The sequence below is a fragment of the Rhodoferax sp. UBA5149 genome (genome assembly GCF_002413825.1).
Lineage (GTDB): Bacteria > Pseudomonadota > Gammaproteobacteria > Burkholderiales > Burkholderiaceae_C > Rhodoferax.
In genome coordinates this window covers 1-18,818 of record NZ_DHXT01000060.1, presented here as the reverse complement: position 1 = coordinate 18,818, position 18,818 = coordinate 1, and the positions used below count along the sequence as shown (strand labels likewise).

The window sequence follows — 18,818 nt, the reverse complement described above, 5'->3', positions numbered from 1 at the left end:
GACAACTGTCTTGACATCCGCCGATATTGTCATAAATGCCCCGACGCGCCACGCCGCCCAGCGCGCAGAAGGAGCGCGTATGGGCATCAAACAGCATTTCATGCCCCTGGCTGGGGTAGGCCACCAGCCAGAAGGCGCGACTCGCGCACAGCTTCATGTGGGAGACCTGCATTCGATGGTAAATGCAGCCCACCACCAAGCCTTCTTCGCTCCAGTCAAACTGGAACGCCTCACCCAGATCGAACTTCAATGGCACGAAGGCTTTTACGTCTTTACCAGCGTTGGCTCGCCAGGCGCGGATGAAGTCGGTGACACGGGTATAGCCACCGACATAACCGCTGGCCTTGATTTGCGCAAACAATGCACGCGCTGTACGCCTGTCCTTTTTTGAGCGCAGCGCGTCGGCTTTGAGGGCTTGCTCCAGTTCTGCAACAAAACCACTGAGCTTGCTAAACCCAGTCGTGCGGCTGTAGGTCAGAACCTCCACTTCCTGTGGCGTCCTCAGCCAACTGCGAACCGTGTTGCGCGATAGCCCCGTGCGTTTGGCTATTTCATGCAGCGACACCTTGTCGCGTAGATGCATGCGTCGAATTCTTCCCAATATTTCCATGGTGATCACCTTGTTTGTTCCCTGCCCAAAAAATAGGCAAGGCAAGTAAAACACCTGGGTCAGTTTTGAATCGGCACAACCTCTATAAGTGGGTCAGTTTTCGGTCGGCGCCAACAGCAGCCATGTTCATTGCAAAAGTCACGGAACCCCGACAGGAAAATTTGAAATGTGGTTAGGCGTTGTTGACCGTCAATAACTTGGCGCTTGCCTACATGCGTTGCCGGAGTTTGTTTGAGATCCAGCACCATTGCGCCGAGAAAATGAACGGGGGCGTCTTTGCGACCGTCCAGATAATCGGTGAACTTACGTTGGATATCTTCCCAGAGAGGTTCCCAGTGCTTCTCTCGTTGCCAAATGTATTGCCGCTGAAATAGCGGCACCTCAAGCTGCATTTTTGTTTCGAATAGTGCGAGCAGCGATACGGCCGTTGCTTTCATACGCAACCCTCCCTCTTGTTGTAAGTTTTAGCGGCAACTTTCATTTAGGCTTGCTGGCCTCACCCGAAAATCTCACAGTACTTTCGTTTGTGTCAGGCAATCTGCACGTGAACGTGTTTCCCGAGCACGTTGGCCGCAGCCTCGATCTGGTCGAGCTTTGAGGCGTGCCGCAAGTCGAACAAGCGATCAACTTGCGGCATATGCCACCCCAAGCGGCGGGCGAGTTCCGCCTTCTTGATTCCCTGATCGGTCATCGCTTGGTAGACGCCCAGCTTGGCACATTCCAGCGCCGATGGCCGCACGGTCTTTTGTCCAGCTGCCGGCTGACTGGCGACGGGTAGCGGTTTGCGAGCATCAAGATAGAACGACAAGCCTGTTTCCAGCGCGTCGATTGCGTTCAGCAGGGCTTCATCCTCATCGGCACCGAAGGTGATGGCTTCGGGCACGTCGGCAAACGTGACCAGCACGGTGCCGTCATCGGGGGTCAAGGTCACGGGGTAGTCGAACATCATTTTCTCCTTCACTTCACAAACCAAGCTGTCGTTTGATCGCGGCTTCTAGCCCTTTACCAAGCTCGGCGGTACCGTGCATGGGGAGGGAAGACTGCTTGCCGTTCAGAAACACCTTCAGGTGCGAACCTTTACCGGGCTGGAAAGTCGCGCCCTGTTGCTCTAGCCATTTCTTCATCTGCTTGGAGTTCATGTGCGAAGCCTAACAGAAGTGTTGTGTTTGTCAAGTGAAATGAAACACTTGTGTTATTTTTCGCGCTGCCGTGATATCATGCCAAGCATCCAAGAGCAAGAAACGTCCGCGAAAAACTCAACATGGTATTTTTTATGGCATCAAATTACATAACCAGTGCCAACCTATTGATTTCATTGGTTTTTTATCCCTCATTAACATCTGAGTGGGAGTAATGCCCTTCTTGATCCGGGCTGTCGGTGTGTGCCAGCGCACATAAAGCCCGGTGGGTCCCTGCGTAGAATGGCAGGCGGAACCTCAAGCCCTGATTCAGACTCCAACGGCCAGTCGGCGTTTCTTTAAGGCGCTTTCCGCGGCGGCTGCATCAAAGAGGCTTCAGACCGGCGTGATTGTGAGCCATGTGTTGCGGTTCCGGAACTCGGCGTAGCGCGCCACGGAGGACTGCCATGTCAGATTTATCGAAACCCAACGACGCGGCGTCGGCCTTAACGGGCCTGTGGCTCGCCATCAAGAAGGCCGCCAGTCGGCTGCAGGACTGGTTTGTGATCCAACCGGTGGCCGTCAAGCTGACCGTGCTGGTCATGGCCGTCCTGATTCCCGCTACTGCTATCTATTCGTTCATGCTGATCCAGAAGCAGGCCGCCGTGGCTGCGCAGGTCAAGACCATGATGGCCGTTGCCGGGAAGGCGGGCGAGGGTGTATGGGCGCTCAACGACAAGCTACCCGTGGTGTTCGGCACCGGCTCGGTGCTGAACTTTCTCGAAACGAACCCGGTCGAGCGCGTCACTGTGATCTATGAGCCACTGATGTGGAATGTATCGGAGCGCATTATCCTTATCGAATCGCAGGGCAAGCAGCACGCGTATTATCCGAGCGATATGGAGACCAAGATCTTCGCCGACAAGGCTGTCACCGCGCCGTGGGGCGGCAAGCTTGCCTTTATTCCGCGTAGCGAGCTCAAGCCCAGCAGCCTTGAATTGTTCGAGCGCCTCGACCAGCGCTTTGCCAGCGCTCGCCCGCAGTCCGAGAAGGACGGCTGGAAGGCTGGCGTCAGCGGTGTGTTGTCGGCAACACTGACGCTCGGCGTACTGGCCTTTCTGTACTCGCAGCTCAAGGGCCAGTTCAAGTCGCTCAAGTTCATCGAGCCGGCGCAGGTGCACGGCTCCATTGACGATCTGGTGGGCATGGACGATATCAAGGCCGAGGTGGCGCAGATCAAGGACCAGTATCAGCGCCGCGCGGAATATGCCGAGTACGGCATCAGCAAGCCCTTCAATGTGATGTTCAGTGGCCCGGCGGGTACCGGCAAGACCAAACTGGCCAGCTACCTGGCCAAGGAACTGCGGCTTCCCATCCTGTTTCACTCCGCGGCCAACCTGGAAACGGGCTTTGTCGCGGGCGGTTCGAATACGCTCAGCCGCATCATGGCCATGGCCAAGCGGCGCAAGCGCTGCATCGTCTTTCTGGACGAGGCGCAGGATCTTTTCATGAAACGCGGCGGCCGCCGCAAGTTCGACGATGACACGGCGAACACGCTTCTGTCCGTGCTGGATGGTGTGCGCAGCAGGAACGAAGCCGAGATCATCTGGATCGTGGCCAGCAATTTCAACAGCGAAACCATGGAGATGGACGAGGCCATGCTGCGCCGCTTCCAGATGAAGGTGGACTTTCGCATGCCGAACCGGGAAGAGCGGCTGGCGATCATCGGCTATTACCTGAGCCAGCGCGCCAACAAGGTGCTGCCCGACTTGGACCTGCGTCAACTGGTGGAGGTGACCGAGGGCCGCAGTCCGGCGGACCTGGAGACCATTGTCAGCCAGGCTGGCATCACGGCCGTGCAGGCGGGCGAGATGATCGGTGCCGCTACCCTCATGCAGGCCGCCGAGCGTGTGCTGGTGGGCAACGTCAATATCCACACCACCGAGGAACGCGAACGCGACCGCCGCATCATTGCCGTGCATGAATGGGGCCACTTCCTGGTGGACCTGGAGCACGAGCGCCAGCTGACCCATGGCAACTGGGAGAATATCCTGACCGACATGAAGACCATCAAGATTTCGCTCAAGGCCAACGCCCGCACCAACGCATTGGGCTTTGTCTTTCACAAACAGGGGGCCAACCTGCTCAAGACCAAGGGCGACATTGAACACGAAGTGCGCGTGCTGCTGGGCGGTATGGCCAACGAGGAGCTGTTCTTTGGCGAGGAAGGCACTACCAACGGGGCTCACAACGATATCACCCGCGTGACGCGGCTGTTGCACCACGCGGTGGGCGAGATGGGCATGTACCGAAAGACTCGCCTGAACTTCGGGGCGCTCACCCGTGACAGCGACGGCGGCGGCCGCCAAGTGGACGAGGAAACGCGCAGCATCATGGAAGCACAGAACGAGCGCCTGTACAGCGAAACCAAAGCGGTATTGGCCCGACTCAAGCCCCTGACCGAGCATCTGGTCGGCAAGTTGCTGGCAGCCAATGAGATGAGCCTGAGCGAGGCGCTATTGGAGATCCGCAGCTTCGAGGCGGCCGAATCACGCGATTCATAATTGGCGGCGGATGCAGGAGATAATCGAGCGGGAGTGATCCGGGGACGCCGTCGCGTCCCTTGGCCCGCGTCATGGACCCCCTAACCCAATCGATACAGTCGGCAGACCATGTACTTACCCCCGCAGTTCAATTCAAAAAATAATTCGAACGCGGCCGAATTGATACGGTCCAATCCCCTTGCCAGCCTGATCAGCGTCGACGATACCGGTCTGCCCTTTGTCAGTCACATTCCACTGCATCTGGAGGAACAGGGCGGCCAAAGCGTTCTGTTGGGACATGTCGCCAAGGCCAATCCGCACTGGCGTTACCTGGGCGCCCGCCCGCGGGCCCTGGTGACTTTCATGGGGCCGCACGCCTACCTGTCGCCTCGCGTGTACCCGGATTTGACCCGCGTGCCGTCCTGGAACTATCTGGCGGTGCACTGTACGGTGCAGGCCTCTTTGGTTGAAGACCCGACTGAGAAGGACGCGCTGCTCAAGAAACTCATTGCCGACCACGAACCGGCCTATGCCGAGCAGTGGCGGGCTTTGGGGGATGAGTTTGCGCAAAAGATGCTGGCCGGTATTGTTGGTTTTGAACTCCGGGTGACGGATCTGCAATGCAAGCTGAAAATCAATCAGCACCGACCTGAATCGTTTGAATCCATGAAGGCGATGTATGCATCGGGTAACGACAACGAGCGTTCGCTGGCCTCCTGGATGGAACGCCTTGGCATGGCACCGCAGCGCCCGACTGGTGATGGCTGATGCTGTCTTCATGGCGCTTGCCCTAGCGCAGGCGCGCACCGCCCTGGTCGCCGGTGAAGTGCCCGTGGGAGCGGTGGTGGTGCGGGACGGTCAGGTGATTGCGGTGGGCAGCAACGCCCCCATTGGTCGCCACGATCCGACCGCTCACGCTGAAATTGTGGCCTTGCGCGCGGCGGCCTTGGCCTTGGACAACTACCGGCTAATGGATTGCGAACTTTTTGTCACGCTGGAGCCCTGTGCCATGTGCGTCGGCGCCATGCTGCATGCACGCCTCCAACGCGTGGTGTTTGGTGCACCTGACCCCAAGACCGGTGCCGCGGGCTCGGTGCTGGACTTGTTCTCCAACCCGCGCTTGAACCCGCACACGCAAGTGCAGGGCGGGGTGCTGGCGCATGAGTGTTCCGTCCTGTTGCAGGACTTTTTCAAACAAAAACGCGAGGAGACCCGAATGAACAGCAGCCCTGTACGCGATGACGCCGTGCGAACACCTGACGCGCGGTTTGACCAATTGCCTGACTACCCCTGGCCAGCGCATTACGTCAGTGACTTGCCCAGTCTGGGTGGCCTGCGCATGCATTACCTGGATGAAGGCCCGCGCGCCGCGCCGCTGACCTACCTCTGTCTGCATGGCAACCCGGCCTGGAGTTACCTGTACCGAAAAATGATTCCGGTATTTCTGTCAGCCGGTAGCCGGGTGGTGGCACCCGACTTGATCGGTTTTGGCAAGAGCGATAAACCCAAGAAAGACGCGTTTCATCAATTCAGCTGGCACCGCCAGGTCCTGCTGGAGTTGGTCGAAAGGCTGGATCTGAAAAACGTCGTGCTGGTGGTGCAAGACTGGGGTGGCTTGCTGGGGCTGACGCTGCCGATGGCTGCCGAACCGCGTTACCGTGGCCTGCTGGTGATGAATACCACGCTGGGTACCGGCGACGCGCCTTTGTCACCGGGATTTCTGGGTTGGCGCGACATGTGCGCCAAAAACCCCGAATTTGACGTCGCCCGCTTGTTTGCCCGCGGCAACCCGCAGATGAGCGCCGGGGAATGCGCCGCCTACATGGCACCGTTTCCGGACCGCGGCCACCGTGCGGCACTGCGGGCTTTTCCCCCGATGGTGCCGGAATTCGAAGATTCAGACGGCGCCGCCATCTCACGCCAGGCCCGTGACTTCTGGCAAAAACGCTGGTCGGGCCAAACCCTGATGGCCATCGGCACGCAGGACCCGGTGCTGGGTCTGCCGGTCATGCGGGCGTTGCAGCAACTGATTCGGGGCTGCCCGGAGCCGATGCTCGTGGAACAGGCCGGGCACTTTGTGCAGGAACATGGCACGCCCATCGCACAGGCGGCGGTCAATTATTTTGTATCTCCCCAAGCCAACAATTGAGCCCGTGAAAAAACACATTTATATCTATTCCCCTTCCGGTGCGGTGCGCGACAAGCCTGCTTTTCGACGCGGTGTGGCGCGACTCAAGGCGCTGGGGCATGAGGTCGAGATTGACGAAGCGGCACTGGCCAGCCATTTGCGCTTCGCCGGCAACGACGAGACCCGGCTGGCCGCCATTCACCGCGCCGCCGCCAGCGGCGCCGACGTTGCCCTGATTTCGCGCGGTGGTTATGGCCTGACCCGCATTCTGGACGGCATCCGCTACAAAGCCGTGGCCAAAGCGATCGAGGCCGGGACCTTGTTTGTCGGCATCAGCGATTTCACGGCGTTTCAAAATGCCGTGTTGGCTCGCACCGGCGCTGTCACCTGGGCCGGGCCGGCGCTGTGCGAAGGTTTTGGCGTGGGTGGCAAGCCTGACATGGCGGATGGTCATGGGCATGGCGAAGAACAGGTGCCGGACGACATCATGGAGGCCTGCTTTGAGGATCTCGTCCAGGGGCAGGGGGAGGGCGCAGGCTGGCGGCAAAACCGGGAGAGCAACCCAAGCGCTACTGATTCTATAGCTGGTGACGCAATAAGCACGGGGGATAGAGCCTCATTTGGTATAAAGAAGGCAGTCATGTGGGGCGGCAACTTGGCGGTGTTGACCTCTCTGCTGGGCACGCCCTATTTTCCGGATATCAAAGGTGGCATCCTGTTTCTGGAAGATGTGGCTGAGCACCCGTATCGCATCGAGCGCATGCTGACCCAACTGCTTCACGCCGGTGTGCTGGGGCGCCAAAAGGCGATCGTTCTGGGTCAATTCACCGAGTACAAACTGCTGCCGCACGACCGGGGATATAAGTTGCAAACCGTGGTGAACTGGCTGCGCCAGCAGATCAAGGTACCGGTGCTGACCAACTTGCCCTACGGCCATGTCGCCACCAAAGTGATACTGCCGGTGGGTGTCAAAACCGATCTGATGGTGGAAGGGCGCGATGCTTTACTCTTTTGGGGCCACGTCTAATTAGGGATGGATATGCCCTAAACTGTGTTCAGGATCAAGAAACGGAATCACCAGGGAATGAGCGTTCACACGACTGTCGTATTTGCCGATCTTTACGGCAGCACAAGTGCTTTTGAAGCCTTGGGTAACGCTCGGGCAACGCAGGCCGTGACTCAGGTAACGACCTGGATTGCCAAAATAGTTGAATTGCATGGTGGCCGCGTTGTCAAAATGCTGGGCGACGGGGTGCTGGCCTTGTTTGCAGACAATTCGTCTGCCATCAACGCCGTCGTGGAGATGCAACGCGTGCATCAAAAACGCATGACCCAGATACCCTTGGCCAACCGCATGCCCATCCGCATTGGCGTTGCCAGTGGCGATGTCGAAATTGTGGCCGGTGATTGCTATGGAGATGCCGTCAATATAGCGGCTCGTCTGAGTGATCTCTCCGGTCCGCACCAGATATGGGCCAATAACGCGGCGCTGGACGGCACCGAAGAAGCAGAGGGCGTGCGCTTTCGTATTCTGGGGCCGATCAGCATTCGGGGGCGAGCCGAGCCGTGCACGGTCTACCAGGTCGAATGGCAGGAAGATGTCGCCTCGGATTTTCTGACCATGCTGTCGGACCATATTCCCTTGTTCGACTCCGCCAACACCGATGCGTTGGGAGGGCAGATTGAGCTGACCTGGTTGGACGCCAAGAAAACCTTCAAGTCGTTCGAACTGCCGATTCACATTGGGCGCGTCCATCAGGCTGAGTTTGTTGTCAACGACCCGCGCGTGTCGCGCACCCACGCCCGCATTGACTGGCGCAATGGCAGTGTCATGCTGGTGGACGTCAGCTCTTATGGCTGCTGGGTCCGTTTCTCGGGCGGCGGCTCAGACCTGCTGCTGCGACGGGAAGAATGCGTCTTGCACGGACGCGGTGAAATCGCCCTCGGATCGTCCTTTGCCGATCTGAGTGCACCTACCGTAAGCTTTTCGGTGTCCTGACCGTAGCAAGCGGTCGAACGCGTCAACTACCAGGGATAAAACGGGGGCATGTCTTTGCTGGCGAGTCCCTGGTACTCGGGCTTACGCTTCTCCAGGAACGAGGCTACCCCTTCCTTGCCGTCTCCGATGCTCGTGTAGAACATCGCCAAAGACTCGATGCGATGCGCCGTCACGGGGTCGGTTGTGCTGTTTCGCAGCATCATTTGCCGCATCAGCGCAATGGACACCGGTGACTTGCGTCTGACAAAGCGCTGTGCCAACTGATAGGCCTCGTCCAGCAGGTTTTCCGGCGCTACAACGGAGCGGACCAAGCCGCCGCGCAATGCCTCTTGCGCGTCGAAGATGTCTGCGGTGTAGACCCACTCCAGGGCTTGGGCAAGGCCCACCAGTCGCGGCAAGAACCACGATGAGCAAGCTTCAGGCACGATGCCAATCTTCCCGAACACAAAACCGAACTTGGCGCTCGACGATGCGATACGCGCGTCCATGCTCAGTGTCATCGTCGCCCCGATGCCCACGGCGGGTCCATTGATCGCCGCGATCACGGGTTTCTTGCAGTTGTAAATCGAGAGCGCGACTCTGCCACCGGTATCACGCACGCCGTTGACGATCTCGGGATCGTCAAAGCGCTCGCACATGTCGGCCATCGTCGGGCGAAGCGCCTCGTTGAGACCAAACACGTTGCCGGGCACCGCCAAGTCCATCCCCGCGCAAAAAGCACGCCCCGTGCCGGTGACCACGATGGCACCCACCGCGTCGTCTTCGCTAGCGCGTTCGAAAACGTCAATTAGCTCATTCGCCATCTCGACGGTGAAAGCATTGAGTTGCTCGGGCCGATTCAATCGCAAAGTCATGATGCGATCCTGTGTGTCGCACGAGAGCGTCTGGTAGTTCATGGGTATTCCTTCTGGTGTTTGCATTGGGTACCGATCACAGCGTTGTTAAGTTTCTTATTAACATAATATACATCGTATAAAGTACGATGGAGTCCAACTTACCATGTTCCCTTGGGCTGGCGGCCACGGACAAAGGCGGCAATGATCTCGGCTGACTCCGCACGAGCGGCGCGTTGCGCGAAGTCGATGGCCGACAAGCCCTGTTCGTTTTTGAGCATCGGATCTGCGCCAGCCTCCAGCAGCAGCTTCACAGCCGATGGCGTGCCGTACTGCGCCGCCATCATGAGTGGCGTCGTGCCATTGGGTGAGGCGGCGTCAATGTAGGCATGTTTATCGAGCAACAAGGCCATCACGGCCAGATGCCCGTGCGTAGCGGCGTAATGCAGCGGTGCCCAGCCTGGTTTGTTGACGTCAGCATCTCTGGCAATAAGTTGCTGGCAAATCTCGGTCAGACCTTTCAGCGAAGCCAGCATGAGCGGACTTTCGTCTTGTGGGTTGCGCGCCTCGACATTGGTTTTGGGCCAGTGGATCAGAACTGCCGCGACCTTGAGCGAGGGCTCCCGAACCGCGAGCAACAGACCATGCTCGCCGGCCGGATTGAGCGTATTGGCGTCAAAACCCCTGCTTAGCAAGGCGGCGACCGTGTCGGCATCATCGCGCTTGATGGCTGTGAAGAAATCGTCGTACGAGCCTGAATATGCAAGAGAATATCCATAAAAAACAATAAGATATAAAGCAATCTTAATGTAATTTTTGAAGTTAAAAATGGCGCCCGGATTCACAACAAAACCCCTTTGAACAGCGCCTCGAAGTTCCGGCTGGTGATTTCGGCGATTTGTTCCACTGGGCATTTTTTGATGTCAGCCAACTGCGCTGCGACATACGGCACAAACGAAGGATTGTTGGTTTTCCCGCGGTAGGGCACGGGCGCCAGATAAGGGCTGTCGGTTTCAATCAGCAGACGATCCAGCGGCACAAAGGCTGCCACATCGCGCAGATCCTGTGCGTTCTTGAAGGTCAAAATTCCGGAAAAAGAGACATAAAACCCCAAGTCCAACGCCGCTCGCGCCACCTCGGCGGTTTCGGTAAAACAATGAAACACGCCGCCCGCGCAAGCCGTGCTGCCGTCTTCGCCCTCTTCCTTGAGAATGGCCAGGGTATCGTCCGAGGCGCTTCGGGTGTGAATGACCAGCGGCTTGGCCAGCTGCCGCGCGGCGCGAATATGGGTGCGAAACCGGTCGCGCTGCCAGGCCATGTCGGCCACGCTGCGGTCCCCCAGGCGGTAGTAGTCGAGCCCGGTTTCACCAATCCCGACCACGCGCGGCAGTTGGCCCCGGGTCAACAGATCCTGCAGGCTGGGCTCGGTGACGCCTTCATTGTCGGGATGAACGCCAACCGTCGCCCAAAAGTTGTCGTACCGGGTCGCCAGCTCGTGGACGGCGGCAAATTCTTCCAGCGTGGTGCAGATGCACAAGGCACGGTCAACCTGTGCCTGCGTCATGGCCAGCCGGATGGCAGGCAGTTGCGCGGTGAGCTCTGGAAAGGTCAAATGACAGTGTGAATCGGTAAACATGGTGGGTCAGGGGATGCCAGACTGGCTGGCGGCGCGGCCGCAGGCTCAGATGGTTTGTGTCGGTCGATCCGAGGCCATGTGGGCACCCAGAATTTCTTCAATCTTGTGCTTGAGCGCCCGCGATTTTTCGTCTTTCGGAAATGAGATGCCAACGCCCTGGGTCCGGTTGTTGGAGGCCTTGGCGGGTGTCACCCACGCCACTTTGCCCGCCACCGGGTAACGTTGGGAGTCTTCTGGCAGAGACAGTAAGACGTAAACGTCGTCGCCCAACTTGTATTCGCGCGTTGTCGGAATGAAGATGCCGCCTTCCGAAAACAGGGGAATATAAGCCGCATAAAGCGCGGACTTTTCCTTGATCGCCAATTGAATGACGCTGGGGCGCGAGGTGGGTGGAGGTGAGTTACTCATGAGCCGTATCTAATGCCTTGAGTTTAGGGCGGTTTGGGCCTGACTCACAAGCGCTTCCAGCATCAAACCGGCATTAAAGGGATGCTCCACGGTGCGCGTGGCAGAAGCCAGCGCCTTGGCCCATGCCGTCAACGTGGTCACAGAGCCACCGGCCGGCAAGTCAGCGGCTTCAAAAAACCTTGAATCGGCGCCGGTTTTGACGGCCAGCATGTCGTGACACAGCTTGTGCAAGGCGTCCACCGCTTGCGCGGGTGACCAGTCTTTCAACACGCTCACGTCGCCCCGCGCCATCGCCTGGGGTAACTTGACCCAGGTCTGCGCGTCGCGACCTGATTGGGAAAACAGCAGGGCGTCCTCCGGGCGACCCCCGGCGGCGCGCAGCATGACGGCGGCCGACGCAGCTGCGATGCCCTGCCCTTCGATCCACGCCAAAGCGGCATGCGCGTCCGGCCAGACCATGCTGTGACCCAGACAGCGGCTGCGGATGGTGGGCAACAGTTGGTGGGCGGCGTCGCTGGCCAAGACAAACTTGACATCGCCGGGCGGCTCTTCCAGCGTCTTGAGCAGCGCATTGGCCGTGATGTTGTTCATGCGCTCGGCCGGGAAAACCAGCACCGCCTTGCCGCGGCCCCGGGCGCTGGTGCGCTGCGAAAACTCAACGGCGTCACGCATGGCGTCGACCCGAATTTCTTTGCTGGCCTTGCGCTTTTTGTCGTCAATGTCGGACTGGGCTTTTTCGCTCAGGGGCCAGCCCAGCGCCAGCATCACGGTCTCCGGCATCAGCACGCACAAATCGGCATGGGTGTGCACATCAACCGCGTGGCAGCTGCCGCAGCTGCCACAGGCGCCGTGCGCTGACGGGTGCTCACAAAGCCAGGCGCGAACCAGCGCCAGCGCCAGGCTGTACTGGCCGAGCCCGGACGGACCCGCCAGCAGCCAGGCGTGCCCGCGTTGCGCCAACAGTTGCGTGGCTTGTGCGGCGATCCAGGGCGCCAAAGCGCTGTCGCTCATGGCAGCCACCCCTTGATCTGAACCGCTTGCAGGACATCCAGCCAGACGGCGTCGCGCGTGTTGTCTGCGGCAATCCGGGCAAAACGAGCGGGGGACGCCGTCATGCGATTCAGGTAGCCGTCCGACACACGCCTGAAAAACTCGACCGGTTGGGCCTCGAATTTGTCTGGGGTTCGGGCGCCGGCCAAACGCTGCGCTGCGATTTCGGCGGGCAGATCAAACCACACGGTCAAATCTGGCTGTCTGATGAAACCGACCTCTGGCCCCCGTACAGCCTGCACCCACTGCTCCATAATTGATAGCAATTGAAGATCGAACCCACGCCCGCCGCCCTGGTAGGCAAAGGTGGCATCGGTAAAGCGGTCACACAGAACGACATCGCCACGGGCCAACGCCGGCTCGATGCACTGTTGCAGATGGTCACGCCGGGCCGCAAACACCAGCAAAGCCTCGGTCATGGCGTCCATCGGATCGTTCAGCACCATGATGCGCAGTTTTTCGGCCAGCGCTGTGCCGCCCGGCTCGCGGGTGAGCGTTACCGCCCTGCCCTGGGCCCGAAACGCCTGTGCCAGCCCGTCGATGTGGGTGGATTTTCCCGCGCCATCAATGCCTTCGAAACTGATAAAGAGTCCGTCCGTTGTCGTCATATGCGGCTATTGCCCACGCTGGTATTTATTGACGGCCCGATTGTGCTCTTCGAGGCTGGCGCTGAACTGGCTGGTGCCGTCGCCGCGCGATACAAAATACAGCGCTTTGCTGGGCGCCGGTTGCACCGCCGCGAGCAACGCCGACTTGCCGGGCATGGCAATCGGGGTCGGCGGCAGGCCGATGCGGGTGTAGGTGTTCCAGGGCGTGTCGGTTTGCAGGTCAATGCGTCGCAGGTTGCCGTCAAATTTCTCACCCAGGCCGTAGATGACCGTGGGATCGGTTTGCAGCATCATGCCGATGCGCAGCCGATTGGAAAAGACCGCGGCAATCAGCGGCCGGTCACTGGCGCGGCCGGTTTCCTTTTCGACAATGCTGGCCAGAATCAGCGCCTGCTCCGGCGTCTTCAGCGGCGTATCGGGCTGGCGCTGGCTCCAGGCGGTCTCCAGCCTTTTGTCCATGGCCCGCATCGCGCGTTTGAGCACCGCCAGATCGCTGCTGCCTTTGGCGTAGTTATAGGTGTCGGGGAAGAAACGACCTTCCGGGTGGACACCCGGTTTCCCCAAAGAGCTCATGATCAAATCAGGCGTCAGCCCTTGTGTATCGGGCTTAAGCTGCTCTGCTTTTAAGAGCGCAGCGCGAACCTGGGTAAAGTTCCAGCCTTCCACCAAGGTGACGGCGCGCAGCGACTCTTCGCCGCGCACGAGTTTGCGCAGCAGCTTGCGCGGACTGACACCCCGTTCGATCTCGTAACTACCGGCTTTGATCTGGCGCGCATCCCCCGACAGGCGAAACCACCAATAGAGCAGTGCCGGATTGACCTGCACCCCCGCATCGCAGACCGCCTGTGCCACGCCACGCACCGAGGTGCCCGGGTCCACCGACAGGTCAACCGACTCGGCGCTCACGGCCAGGCGCTGGTTCAGCCACCAGACGGCAGCGCCGCCCAGCAGGGCCACGATCACAACAAATAATGCAAAGAGACGACGCACAGCCCTACAGCCTTCCAAGAAATCAACGGCAGATGATAATTCACGCCATGAAAAACCAATTGAATGGCGTCGCCCCACTTTCTCATCTGGGTGTGATCCGCGTGGAGGGTGTTGATGCCGCCCAATTTCTGCATGGCCAGCTGACCCAGGATTTTTCACTGCTGGGCTTGTCGGAGGCCCGACTGGCCGCCTTTTGTTCGGCCAAAGGCCGGATGCAGGCCAGTTTTATCGGCTTCAAACGCAGCCCCACCGAGATCCTGCTGGTGTGCAGCCGCGACATTCTGGCGGCTACGCTCAAACGTCTGTCGATGTTCGTCCTGCGTGCCAAGGTCAAGCTGACCGACACCAGCAGCGACTACGTTTTGTTTGGCTTGGCCGGTGACGCTATCGAATCAATAGCTGGTGGCGTCCAATCGGCGTGGGCCAAGACCGATATTGGCAATGCATCTGTGGTCTACCTCTACCCGGCTGACGGTGTGCACCGGGCCCTGTGGCTGGCACCGGCGGCGGAGGCGGCGCCGACAGGCGCGGCCCTCAGCGAGCAAGACTGGTGCTGGGGTGAAGTGCGCAGCGGCATCGCCATGATCAGCGCGCCCATCGTGGAAGCCTTTGTGCCGCAAATGCTCAACTACGAGTCGGTCGGCGGCGTGAACTTCAAGAAGGGCTGCTATCCGGGCCAGGAAGTGGTGGCGCGCAGCCAGTTTCGCGGCACCCTGAAGCGCCGCGCCTATCTGGTGCATTCGGAGGCACCGCTGAAGGCGGGCGACGAAGTATTTCAAGCGGGTGATGACGCCCAACCCTGCGGCATCATCGCGCAGGCGGCTGCTGTGCCCGCTGGCTCTGCCGCCGGCGGTTTTGACGCGATTGTCTCGGCGCAGGTGGCGGCCGTGGAAGCAGGCAGCCTGCATCTGGGGGCTGCGGACGGTCCCTCGCTTGCGCTGGCGCCGCTGCCCTACCCTTTGCTGGCCGACATTTAACACCCGCGTTGGCAGGCACCGCGACGGTCTATTGGCCGAATGGCAAGGCGTGGACCATCTCCAGGTGCACGATGCCGGCCTCTTCAAACGGTTCGCCGCACGGCAAAAAGCCCAGCCGGGTATAAAAGCCCTTGGCCGTGCGTTGCGCGTGCAGCCGCACCTCATGGTCGCCGCGCTCGGTCGCGGCTTGCATCAAGGCCCGCAGCACATCGCGCCCCACGTTCGAGCCGCGCACCACGCGGTTGACGGCCATGCGGCCAATTCGGCTCACGCCAGGGGCCTGCTGCAGCAGACGCCCGGTGCCCACGGGCAGGCCCAGCCGGTTGCGGGCCAGGGCGTGCACGGCGGTCGCGTCGGCCTCATCCCACTCCATCTCGACCGGAATGCGCTGCTCTTCCACGAAAACTTCAGTACGAACCTTGCTGGCTGCCGCCCCCAGCGCCTGCCAGGTGCCCAGCTCAAGCCGTACCATGGGTTCCCAGGCCTCGTACCCCAGCAAGACGTCGCGCAACGCGACGGGCACTGGCTTCGAGGTTTGCGTGCTCGGGTCGGCAAACACGTAAATCAGCTCGCCACTGATCAGGTGCTCTTCGCCCCGAAAAATGGCGCCCGTGAACACCATTGACGAAGTGCCGATGCGGCTGCATTTGAGTGCCACGTCCAGCTGGTCGTCCACCCGCGCCGAGGCGTGAAATTCAACGGTGGCTTTTTTGACATACAAATCGCCTTCCAGCGACTGCATGGTGCTGTCGTACGGCAAGGCCAGGGCGCGCCAATAGTCCGATATGGCGGTGTCAAAGTACATCAGGTAGTGGGCGTTGAACACAATTTTTTGCATGTCCACCTCGGCCCAGCGCACGCGCAGACGGTGGAAAAAACGGAAATCCTGGCGGGCGGTGTCAGTCATGTTCGATGTTCGATTGAGAAGTAGTCAGAAAAGCTTTTTTAAGGGCACGTGCCGCGTCGGCGTGCGCCCGGTGGGCCTCTGGAACGACACGGCCCATCATGATGAAGCCGTGCACCACGCCCCGGTAAATCTCCAGATCCACTGGTACACCGGCGGCGCGTAGCTTGTCAGCGTACAAAACGCCTTCATCGACTAAAGGGTCACATTCGGCCAAGCCGAACCAGGCGGGCGCCACGCCCTCCACATCCGGTGCGTTCAAGGGCGAAAAACGCCAATCATCGCGGTCAGCCGCCGTGCGCAGGTAATGGTTGAAGAAATACGTGATGTTCGGCTCTTCCAGCACAAAGCCGTGGGCAAAGGTTTTGTGCGAGGGCGTGTCCTGGTGCGCCGCGCAACCGGGGTAAAACAGCAGTTGCAATGCCAATGGCAAGGCTGCGTCACGGGCTTGGAGGGCGCACGCCGCGGCCAGCGTGCCGCCCGCACTGTCGCCGCCCACGGCCATGCGGCTGACGTCCAGGCCCCGGCTTGCACCGTGGCGGGCGACCCACTGCACGGCATCCCAGCCATCGTCATGAGCCACCGGAAATTTGTATTTGGGCGCCAGCCGGTAGTTCACCGACAGCACCGCGCAATCGCCCAGACCGCTCAAAGTCCGGCACAGCACATCGTGCGTCGTCACGCTGCCAATGGTGAAACCGCCGCCGTGGAAATAAACCAGAACCGGCAAGTTTTCGCCTGCCGGTGCATAGAGCCGTACCGGCAAAGCGTGGTCGTCACGCGCGGGAAGGGTGAAATCTTCGACCCGGTGCAATTTGGGCGATGGAATTTCCAGAAAACCAGAACCTACTTCATAGGCAAGTCGCGCTTGCTGGGGCGTGAGCGCATGCAGCGGCACTTGCCCGGCGCGCGCCATGCGCTCCAGCACGCTGTGCATGGCGGGTGTCAGCAGGGCGCGCGGGTTACGGTGGTGACTCATGGCGCTTTCTGTTCTTGTTAAAGTGCATGTTTTATCCTACACCGCAAAACGCCATGGCACTTATCTACTACGTGACTCAAATCCAGTTCGATTTCGGTGCGATCAAACTGCTCAAGCAGGAGTGTGAGCGTGTGGGCATCAGTCGCCCGCTGATCGTGACCGACCCCGGCGTCAAAGCGGCCGGCATTTTGCAAAAAGCGCTGGATGCCCTGCCCGGCATGACGGTAGCGGTGTTTGACCAGACGCCGTCCAACCCGACCGAGGCCGCCGTGCGCGCTGCCGCCGCGGTGTACCAGCTCCAAGGCTGCGATGGCCTGATTGCCGTCGGCGGTGGCTCGGCCATCGATTGCGCCAAGGGCGTGGCGATTGCGGCCACGCATGAAGGCCCGCTGACCCACTACGCCACGATTGAAGGCGGCTCACCGCGCATCACGCAGCGCGTTGCCCCCTTGATCGCGGTACCCACCACCAGCGGCACCGGCAGCGAGGTGGCGCGCGGCGCCATCATCATCGTGGACGACCACCGCAAGCTCGGCTTTCACTCCTGGCATCTGGTGCCCAAGGCCGCCATTTGCGACCCCGAACTCACCCTGGGCTTGCCCCCCAAACTGACGGCCGCAACCGGCATGGACGCCATCGCGCACTGCATGGAAACCTTCATGGCCCCGCTCTTTAACCCGCCAGCCGATGGCATTGCGCTGGACGGCCTGACGCGCGGCTGGGCGCACATTGAGCGCGCCACGCGCGATGGCAGCGACCGCGAAGCGCGCCTGAACATGATGAGCGCTTCCATGCAGGGCGCCATGGCGTTCCAGAAGGGCCTGGGCTGCGTGCATTCGCTCAGCCACAGCCTGGGTGGCGTCGACCCGCGCCTGCACCACGGCACGCTGAACGCCATGTTTTTGCCGGCCGTGATCAGGTTTAACGCGTCCGCCGAATCAATTCAGAAGGAAAATCGCCTGCAGCGCATGGCGCATGCCATGGGTTTGGCTTCCAGCAGTGACATTCCGGACGCAATCAAAGACATGAACGCCCGGCTGGAACTGCCCACCGGGCTGGCGGCCATGGGCGTGCAAAGTGACTGGTTTGACAAAATCATCGCCGGCGCGATGGCCGACCATTGTCACAAGACCAATCCGCGCATCGCCACCGCCGATGAGTACCGCGAGATGCTGACCCAGGCGATGTAGCGCTACTTAGCGACGCGTCGGGTCGCTTGGCGCACGATCAGCCGCGTTGGGAACGCCGTCGCCATCACGGTCACCCCTGTTCCAGCGCCCGCGTTGCAGTTCCCATCGGTTGTCCCGTTGAGTCCAGGTCGGCGCGATGTAGTGGTAGCCTCTGCGTTGACGCTCCCAATGTCCGGCTCGCCACACATGCCTTTGGCCTCGTGCGTCCCAATAGCCTGGCGCCCACACGTAACCACGACGCGGCGCAGGGACCACTTCCTGACGCGGCGGTGGCGGCTCGATGTTGAAATAGATACCTGTTGCAGCGCTCGCCGTGATGGGTACGGAAATGACCCCAAGCGACGCGACGCACAACACCGCGAGTAATGATTTACGAAATTTCATACAATTTTCCTTGGTAAGGGCACAACAACTGCGTCTTGCAATCCGTACGTCGAATACGTACTGGCAAGCGGAATTGACAGTAGCCTTCCCTACCGCAGTAGTCTGTTCGCTACCCCACACACCTGGGCCAAGCGCACCATGCCGTCACCTGAGCGTCAGGGGTTGGTAGCAGGCGTTTGCAGGCGGTGATGTCGATCAAGCGCTGTAATCACATCGCGTGTGTCCAAGCCGTACATTTCGGCAAATTCTTCGAGTGTCTTGCCGCTGCCCTCGAAGGCTCTGACCAGGGCTTCTTGCTTGGCCCGCTTTTGGTCGTGCTCAGCGAGCGCCTCTTCCAGCAAGGTGGTGGCTTCGACGTTGTTCGTCTGCACCCTTAGCAGGTACTCCTGGCGTGTCAGGCCGGAGGCCTCAAACGCCGCGATCAACTGGGCACGAAACTTCGGCGCCAAGTCTTCGCTGGA

At 60.2% G+C, this 18,818-nt stretch carries 21 protein-coding genes and 1 pseudogene; 7 read left to right on the top strand and 15 right to left on the bottom strand.

What is annotated here, in order from left to right; all coding sequences use genetic code 11:
• The 4 genes from istA to B3V69_RS04810 all read right to left on the bottom strand — a co-directional run.
• Positions 1-610 (bottom strand): IS21 family transposase (gene istA, locus B3V69_RS04825; protein ID WP_296444305.1); only part of this gene is annotated, 610 nt, incomplete at its 3' end.
• Between the two features lie 59 nt (positions 611-669).
• Positions 670-1,047, bottom strand: a complete 378-nt coding sequence (locus tag B3V69_RS04820; protein ID WP_296444304.1) for a DUF262 domain-containing protein — start codon at positions 1,045-1,047, stop codon at positions 670-672.
• Positions 1,048-1,139: 92 nt separating this feature from the next.
• A complete protein-coding gene (locus B3V69_RS04815; protein ID WP_296444303.1) occupies positions 1,140-1,556 on the bottom strand; it encodes a type II toxin-antitoxin system HicB family antitoxin in 417 nt (138 codons plus the stop codon).
• A gap of 16 nt (positions 1,557-1,572) precedes the next feature.
• Positions 1,573-1,749 carry a type II toxin-antitoxin system HicA family toxin gene (locus B3V69_RS04810; protein ID WP_273119555.1) on the bottom strand — a complete coding sequence of 59 codons (177 nt, stop codon included), beginning with the start codon at positions 1,747-1,749 and terminating at the stop codon, positions 1,573-1,575.
• Positions 1,750-2,195: 446 nt separating this feature from the next.
• Between B3V69_RS04810 and B3V69_RS04805 the strand changes: the two genes are divergently transcribed.
• From B3V69_RS04805 to B3V69_RS04785, 5 genes are all read left to right on the top strand, one after another.
• Positions 2,196-4,292: an AAA family ATPase gene (locus B3V69_RS04805; RefSeq protein ID WP_296444302.1), complete on the top strand. Its 2,097-nt coding sequence runs from the start codon at positions 2,196-2,198 to the stop codon at positions 4,290-4,292.
• 108 nt (positions 4,293-4,400) lie between these two features.
• A complete protein-coding gene (locus B3V69_RS04800; protein WP_296444301.1) occupies positions 4,401-5,039 on the top strand; it encodes an FMN-binding negative transcriptional regulator in 639 nt (212 codons plus the stop codon).
• Positions 5,040-5,049: 10 nt separating this feature from the next.
• Positions 5,050-6,420, top strand: a complete 1,371-nt coding sequence (gene tadA / locus B3V69_RS04795; protein ID WP_296444300.1) for a tRNA adenosine(34) deaminase TadA — start codon at positions 5,050-5,052, stop codon at positions 6,418-6,420.
• 4 nt (positions 6,421-6,424) lie between these two features.
• Positions 6,425-7,426, top strand: a complete 1,002-nt coding sequence (locus tag B3V69_RS04790) for an LD-carboxypeptidase (RefSeq protein ID WP_296444299.1) — start codon at positions 6,425-6,427, stop codon at positions 7,424-7,426.
• Positions 7,427-7,483: 57 nt separating this feature from the next.
• Positions 7,484-8,398: an adenylate/guanylate cyclase domain-containing protein gene (locus B3V69_RS04785; RefSeq protein ID WP_296444298.1), complete on the top strand. Its 915-nt coding sequence runs from the start codon at positions 7,484-7,486 to the stop codon at positions 8,396-8,398.
• 26 nt (positions 8,399-8,424) lie between these two features.
• On the opposite strand, the gene B3V69_RS04780 is transcribed toward B3V69_RS04785, so the two are convergent.
• The 7 genes from B3V69_RS04780 to mltG form a co-directional block, all read right to left on the bottom strand.
• Positions 8,425-9,294 carry a crotonase/enoyl-CoA hydratase family protein gene (locus tag B3V69_RS04780; protein WP_296444297.1) on the bottom strand — a complete coding sequence of 290 codons (870 nt, stop codon included), beginning with the start codon at positions 9,292-9,294 and terminating at the stop codon, positions 8,425-8,427.
• Between the two features lie 98 nt (positions 9,295-9,392).
• Positions 9,393-10,076: an ankyrin repeat domain-containing protein gene (locus tag B3V69_RS04775; protein WP_296444296.1), complete on the bottom strand. Its 684-nt coding sequence runs from the start codon at positions 10,074-10,076 to the stop codon at positions 9,393-9,395.
• Positions 10,073-10,867 (bottom strand): TatD family hydrolase, encoded by a 795-nt coding sequence (locus B3V69_RS04770; RefSeq protein WP_296444294.1) that lies wholly within the window; start codon positions 10,865-10,867, stop codon positions 10,073-10,075. The genes B3V69_RS04775 and B3V69_RS04770 overlap by 4 nt, the downstream gene beginning before the upstream one ends.
• A 45-nt stretch (positions 10,868-10,912) precedes the next feature.
• Positions 10,913-11,275, bottom strand: a complete 363-nt coding sequence (locus tag B3V69_RS04765; protein ID WP_296444292.1) for a PilZ domain-containing protein — start codon at positions 11,273-11,275, stop codon at positions 10,913-10,915.
• A gap of 9 nt (positions 11,276-11,284) precedes the next feature.
• Positions 11,285-12,286, bottom strand: coding sequence for a DNA polymerase III subunit delta' (locus B3V69_RS04760; protein WP_296444290.1), 1,002 nt, complete (start codon positions 12,284-12,286; stop codon positions 11,285-11,287).
• On the bottom strand, positions 12,283-12,933 hold the full coding sequence (gene tmk / locus B3V69_RS04755) for a dTMP kinase (protein WP_296444288.1): 651 nt from the start codon (positions 12,931-12,933) through the stop codon (positions 12,283-12,285). Before tmk ends, B3V69_RS04760 begins: the two co-directional genes overlap by 4 nt.
• Positions 12,934-12,939: 6 nt before the next feature.
• Positions 12,940-13,923, bottom strand: a complete 984-nt coding sequence (gene mltG, locus B3V69_RS04750) for an endolytic transglycosylase MltG (protein WP_296444286.1) — start codon at positions 13,921-13,923, stop codon at positions 12,940-12,942.
• Positions 13,924-13,970: 47 nt separating this feature from the next.
• Here mltG and B3V69_RS04745 point away from each other — a divergent pair, with 47 nt between their 5' ends.
• A complete protein-coding gene (locus tag B3V69_RS04745) occupies positions 13,971-14,900 on the top strand; it encodes a YgfZ/GcvT domain-containing protein (RefSeq protein ID WP_296444284.1) in 930 nt (309 codons plus the stop codon).
• 28 nt (positions 14,901-14,928) lie between these two features.
• On the opposite strand, the gene B3V69_RS04740 is transcribed toward B3V69_RS04745, so the two are convergent.
• The gene (locus B3V69_RS04740; RefSeq protein ID WP_296444282.1) at positions 14,929-15,807 is read right to left on the bottom strand and encodes a YbgC/FadM family acyl-CoA thioesterase; all 879 of its coding nucleotides are present in this window, start codon (positions 15,805-15,807) and stop codon (positions 14,929-14,931) included.
• Positions 15,800-16,783: an alpha/beta hydrolase gene (locus B3V69_RS04735; protein ID WP_296444280.1), complete on the bottom strand. Its 984-nt coding sequence runs from the start codon at positions 16,781-16,783 to the stop codon at positions 15,800-15,802. Before B3V69_RS04735 ends, B3V69_RS04740 begins: the two co-directional genes overlap by 8 nt.
• 53 nt (positions 16,784-16,836) lie before the next feature.
• Between B3V69_RS04735 and B3V69_RS04730 the strand changes: the two genes are divergently transcribed.
• Positions 16,837-17,973, top strand: a complete 1,137-nt coding sequence (locus B3V69_RS04730; RefSeq protein WP_296444278.1) for an iron-containing alcohol dehydrogenase — start codon at positions 16,837-16,839, stop codon at positions 17,971-17,973.
• 6 nt (positions 17,974-17,979) lie between these two features.
• Here the strand turns inward: B3V69_RS04730 and B3V69_RS04725 are convergent, their stop codons facing one another.
• Positions 17,980-18,357 carry a YXWGXW repeat-containing protein gene (locus tag B3V69_RS04725; protein WP_296444276.1) on the bottom strand — a complete coding sequence of 126 codons (378 nt, stop codon included), beginning with the start codon at positions 18,355-18,357 and terminating at the stop codon, positions 17,980-17,982.
• Between the two features lie 155 nt (positions 18,358-18,512).
• Positions 18,513-18,818 (bottom strand): annotated as a pseudogene (locus tag B3V69_RS04720) (prop effector); the annotation flags it as partial.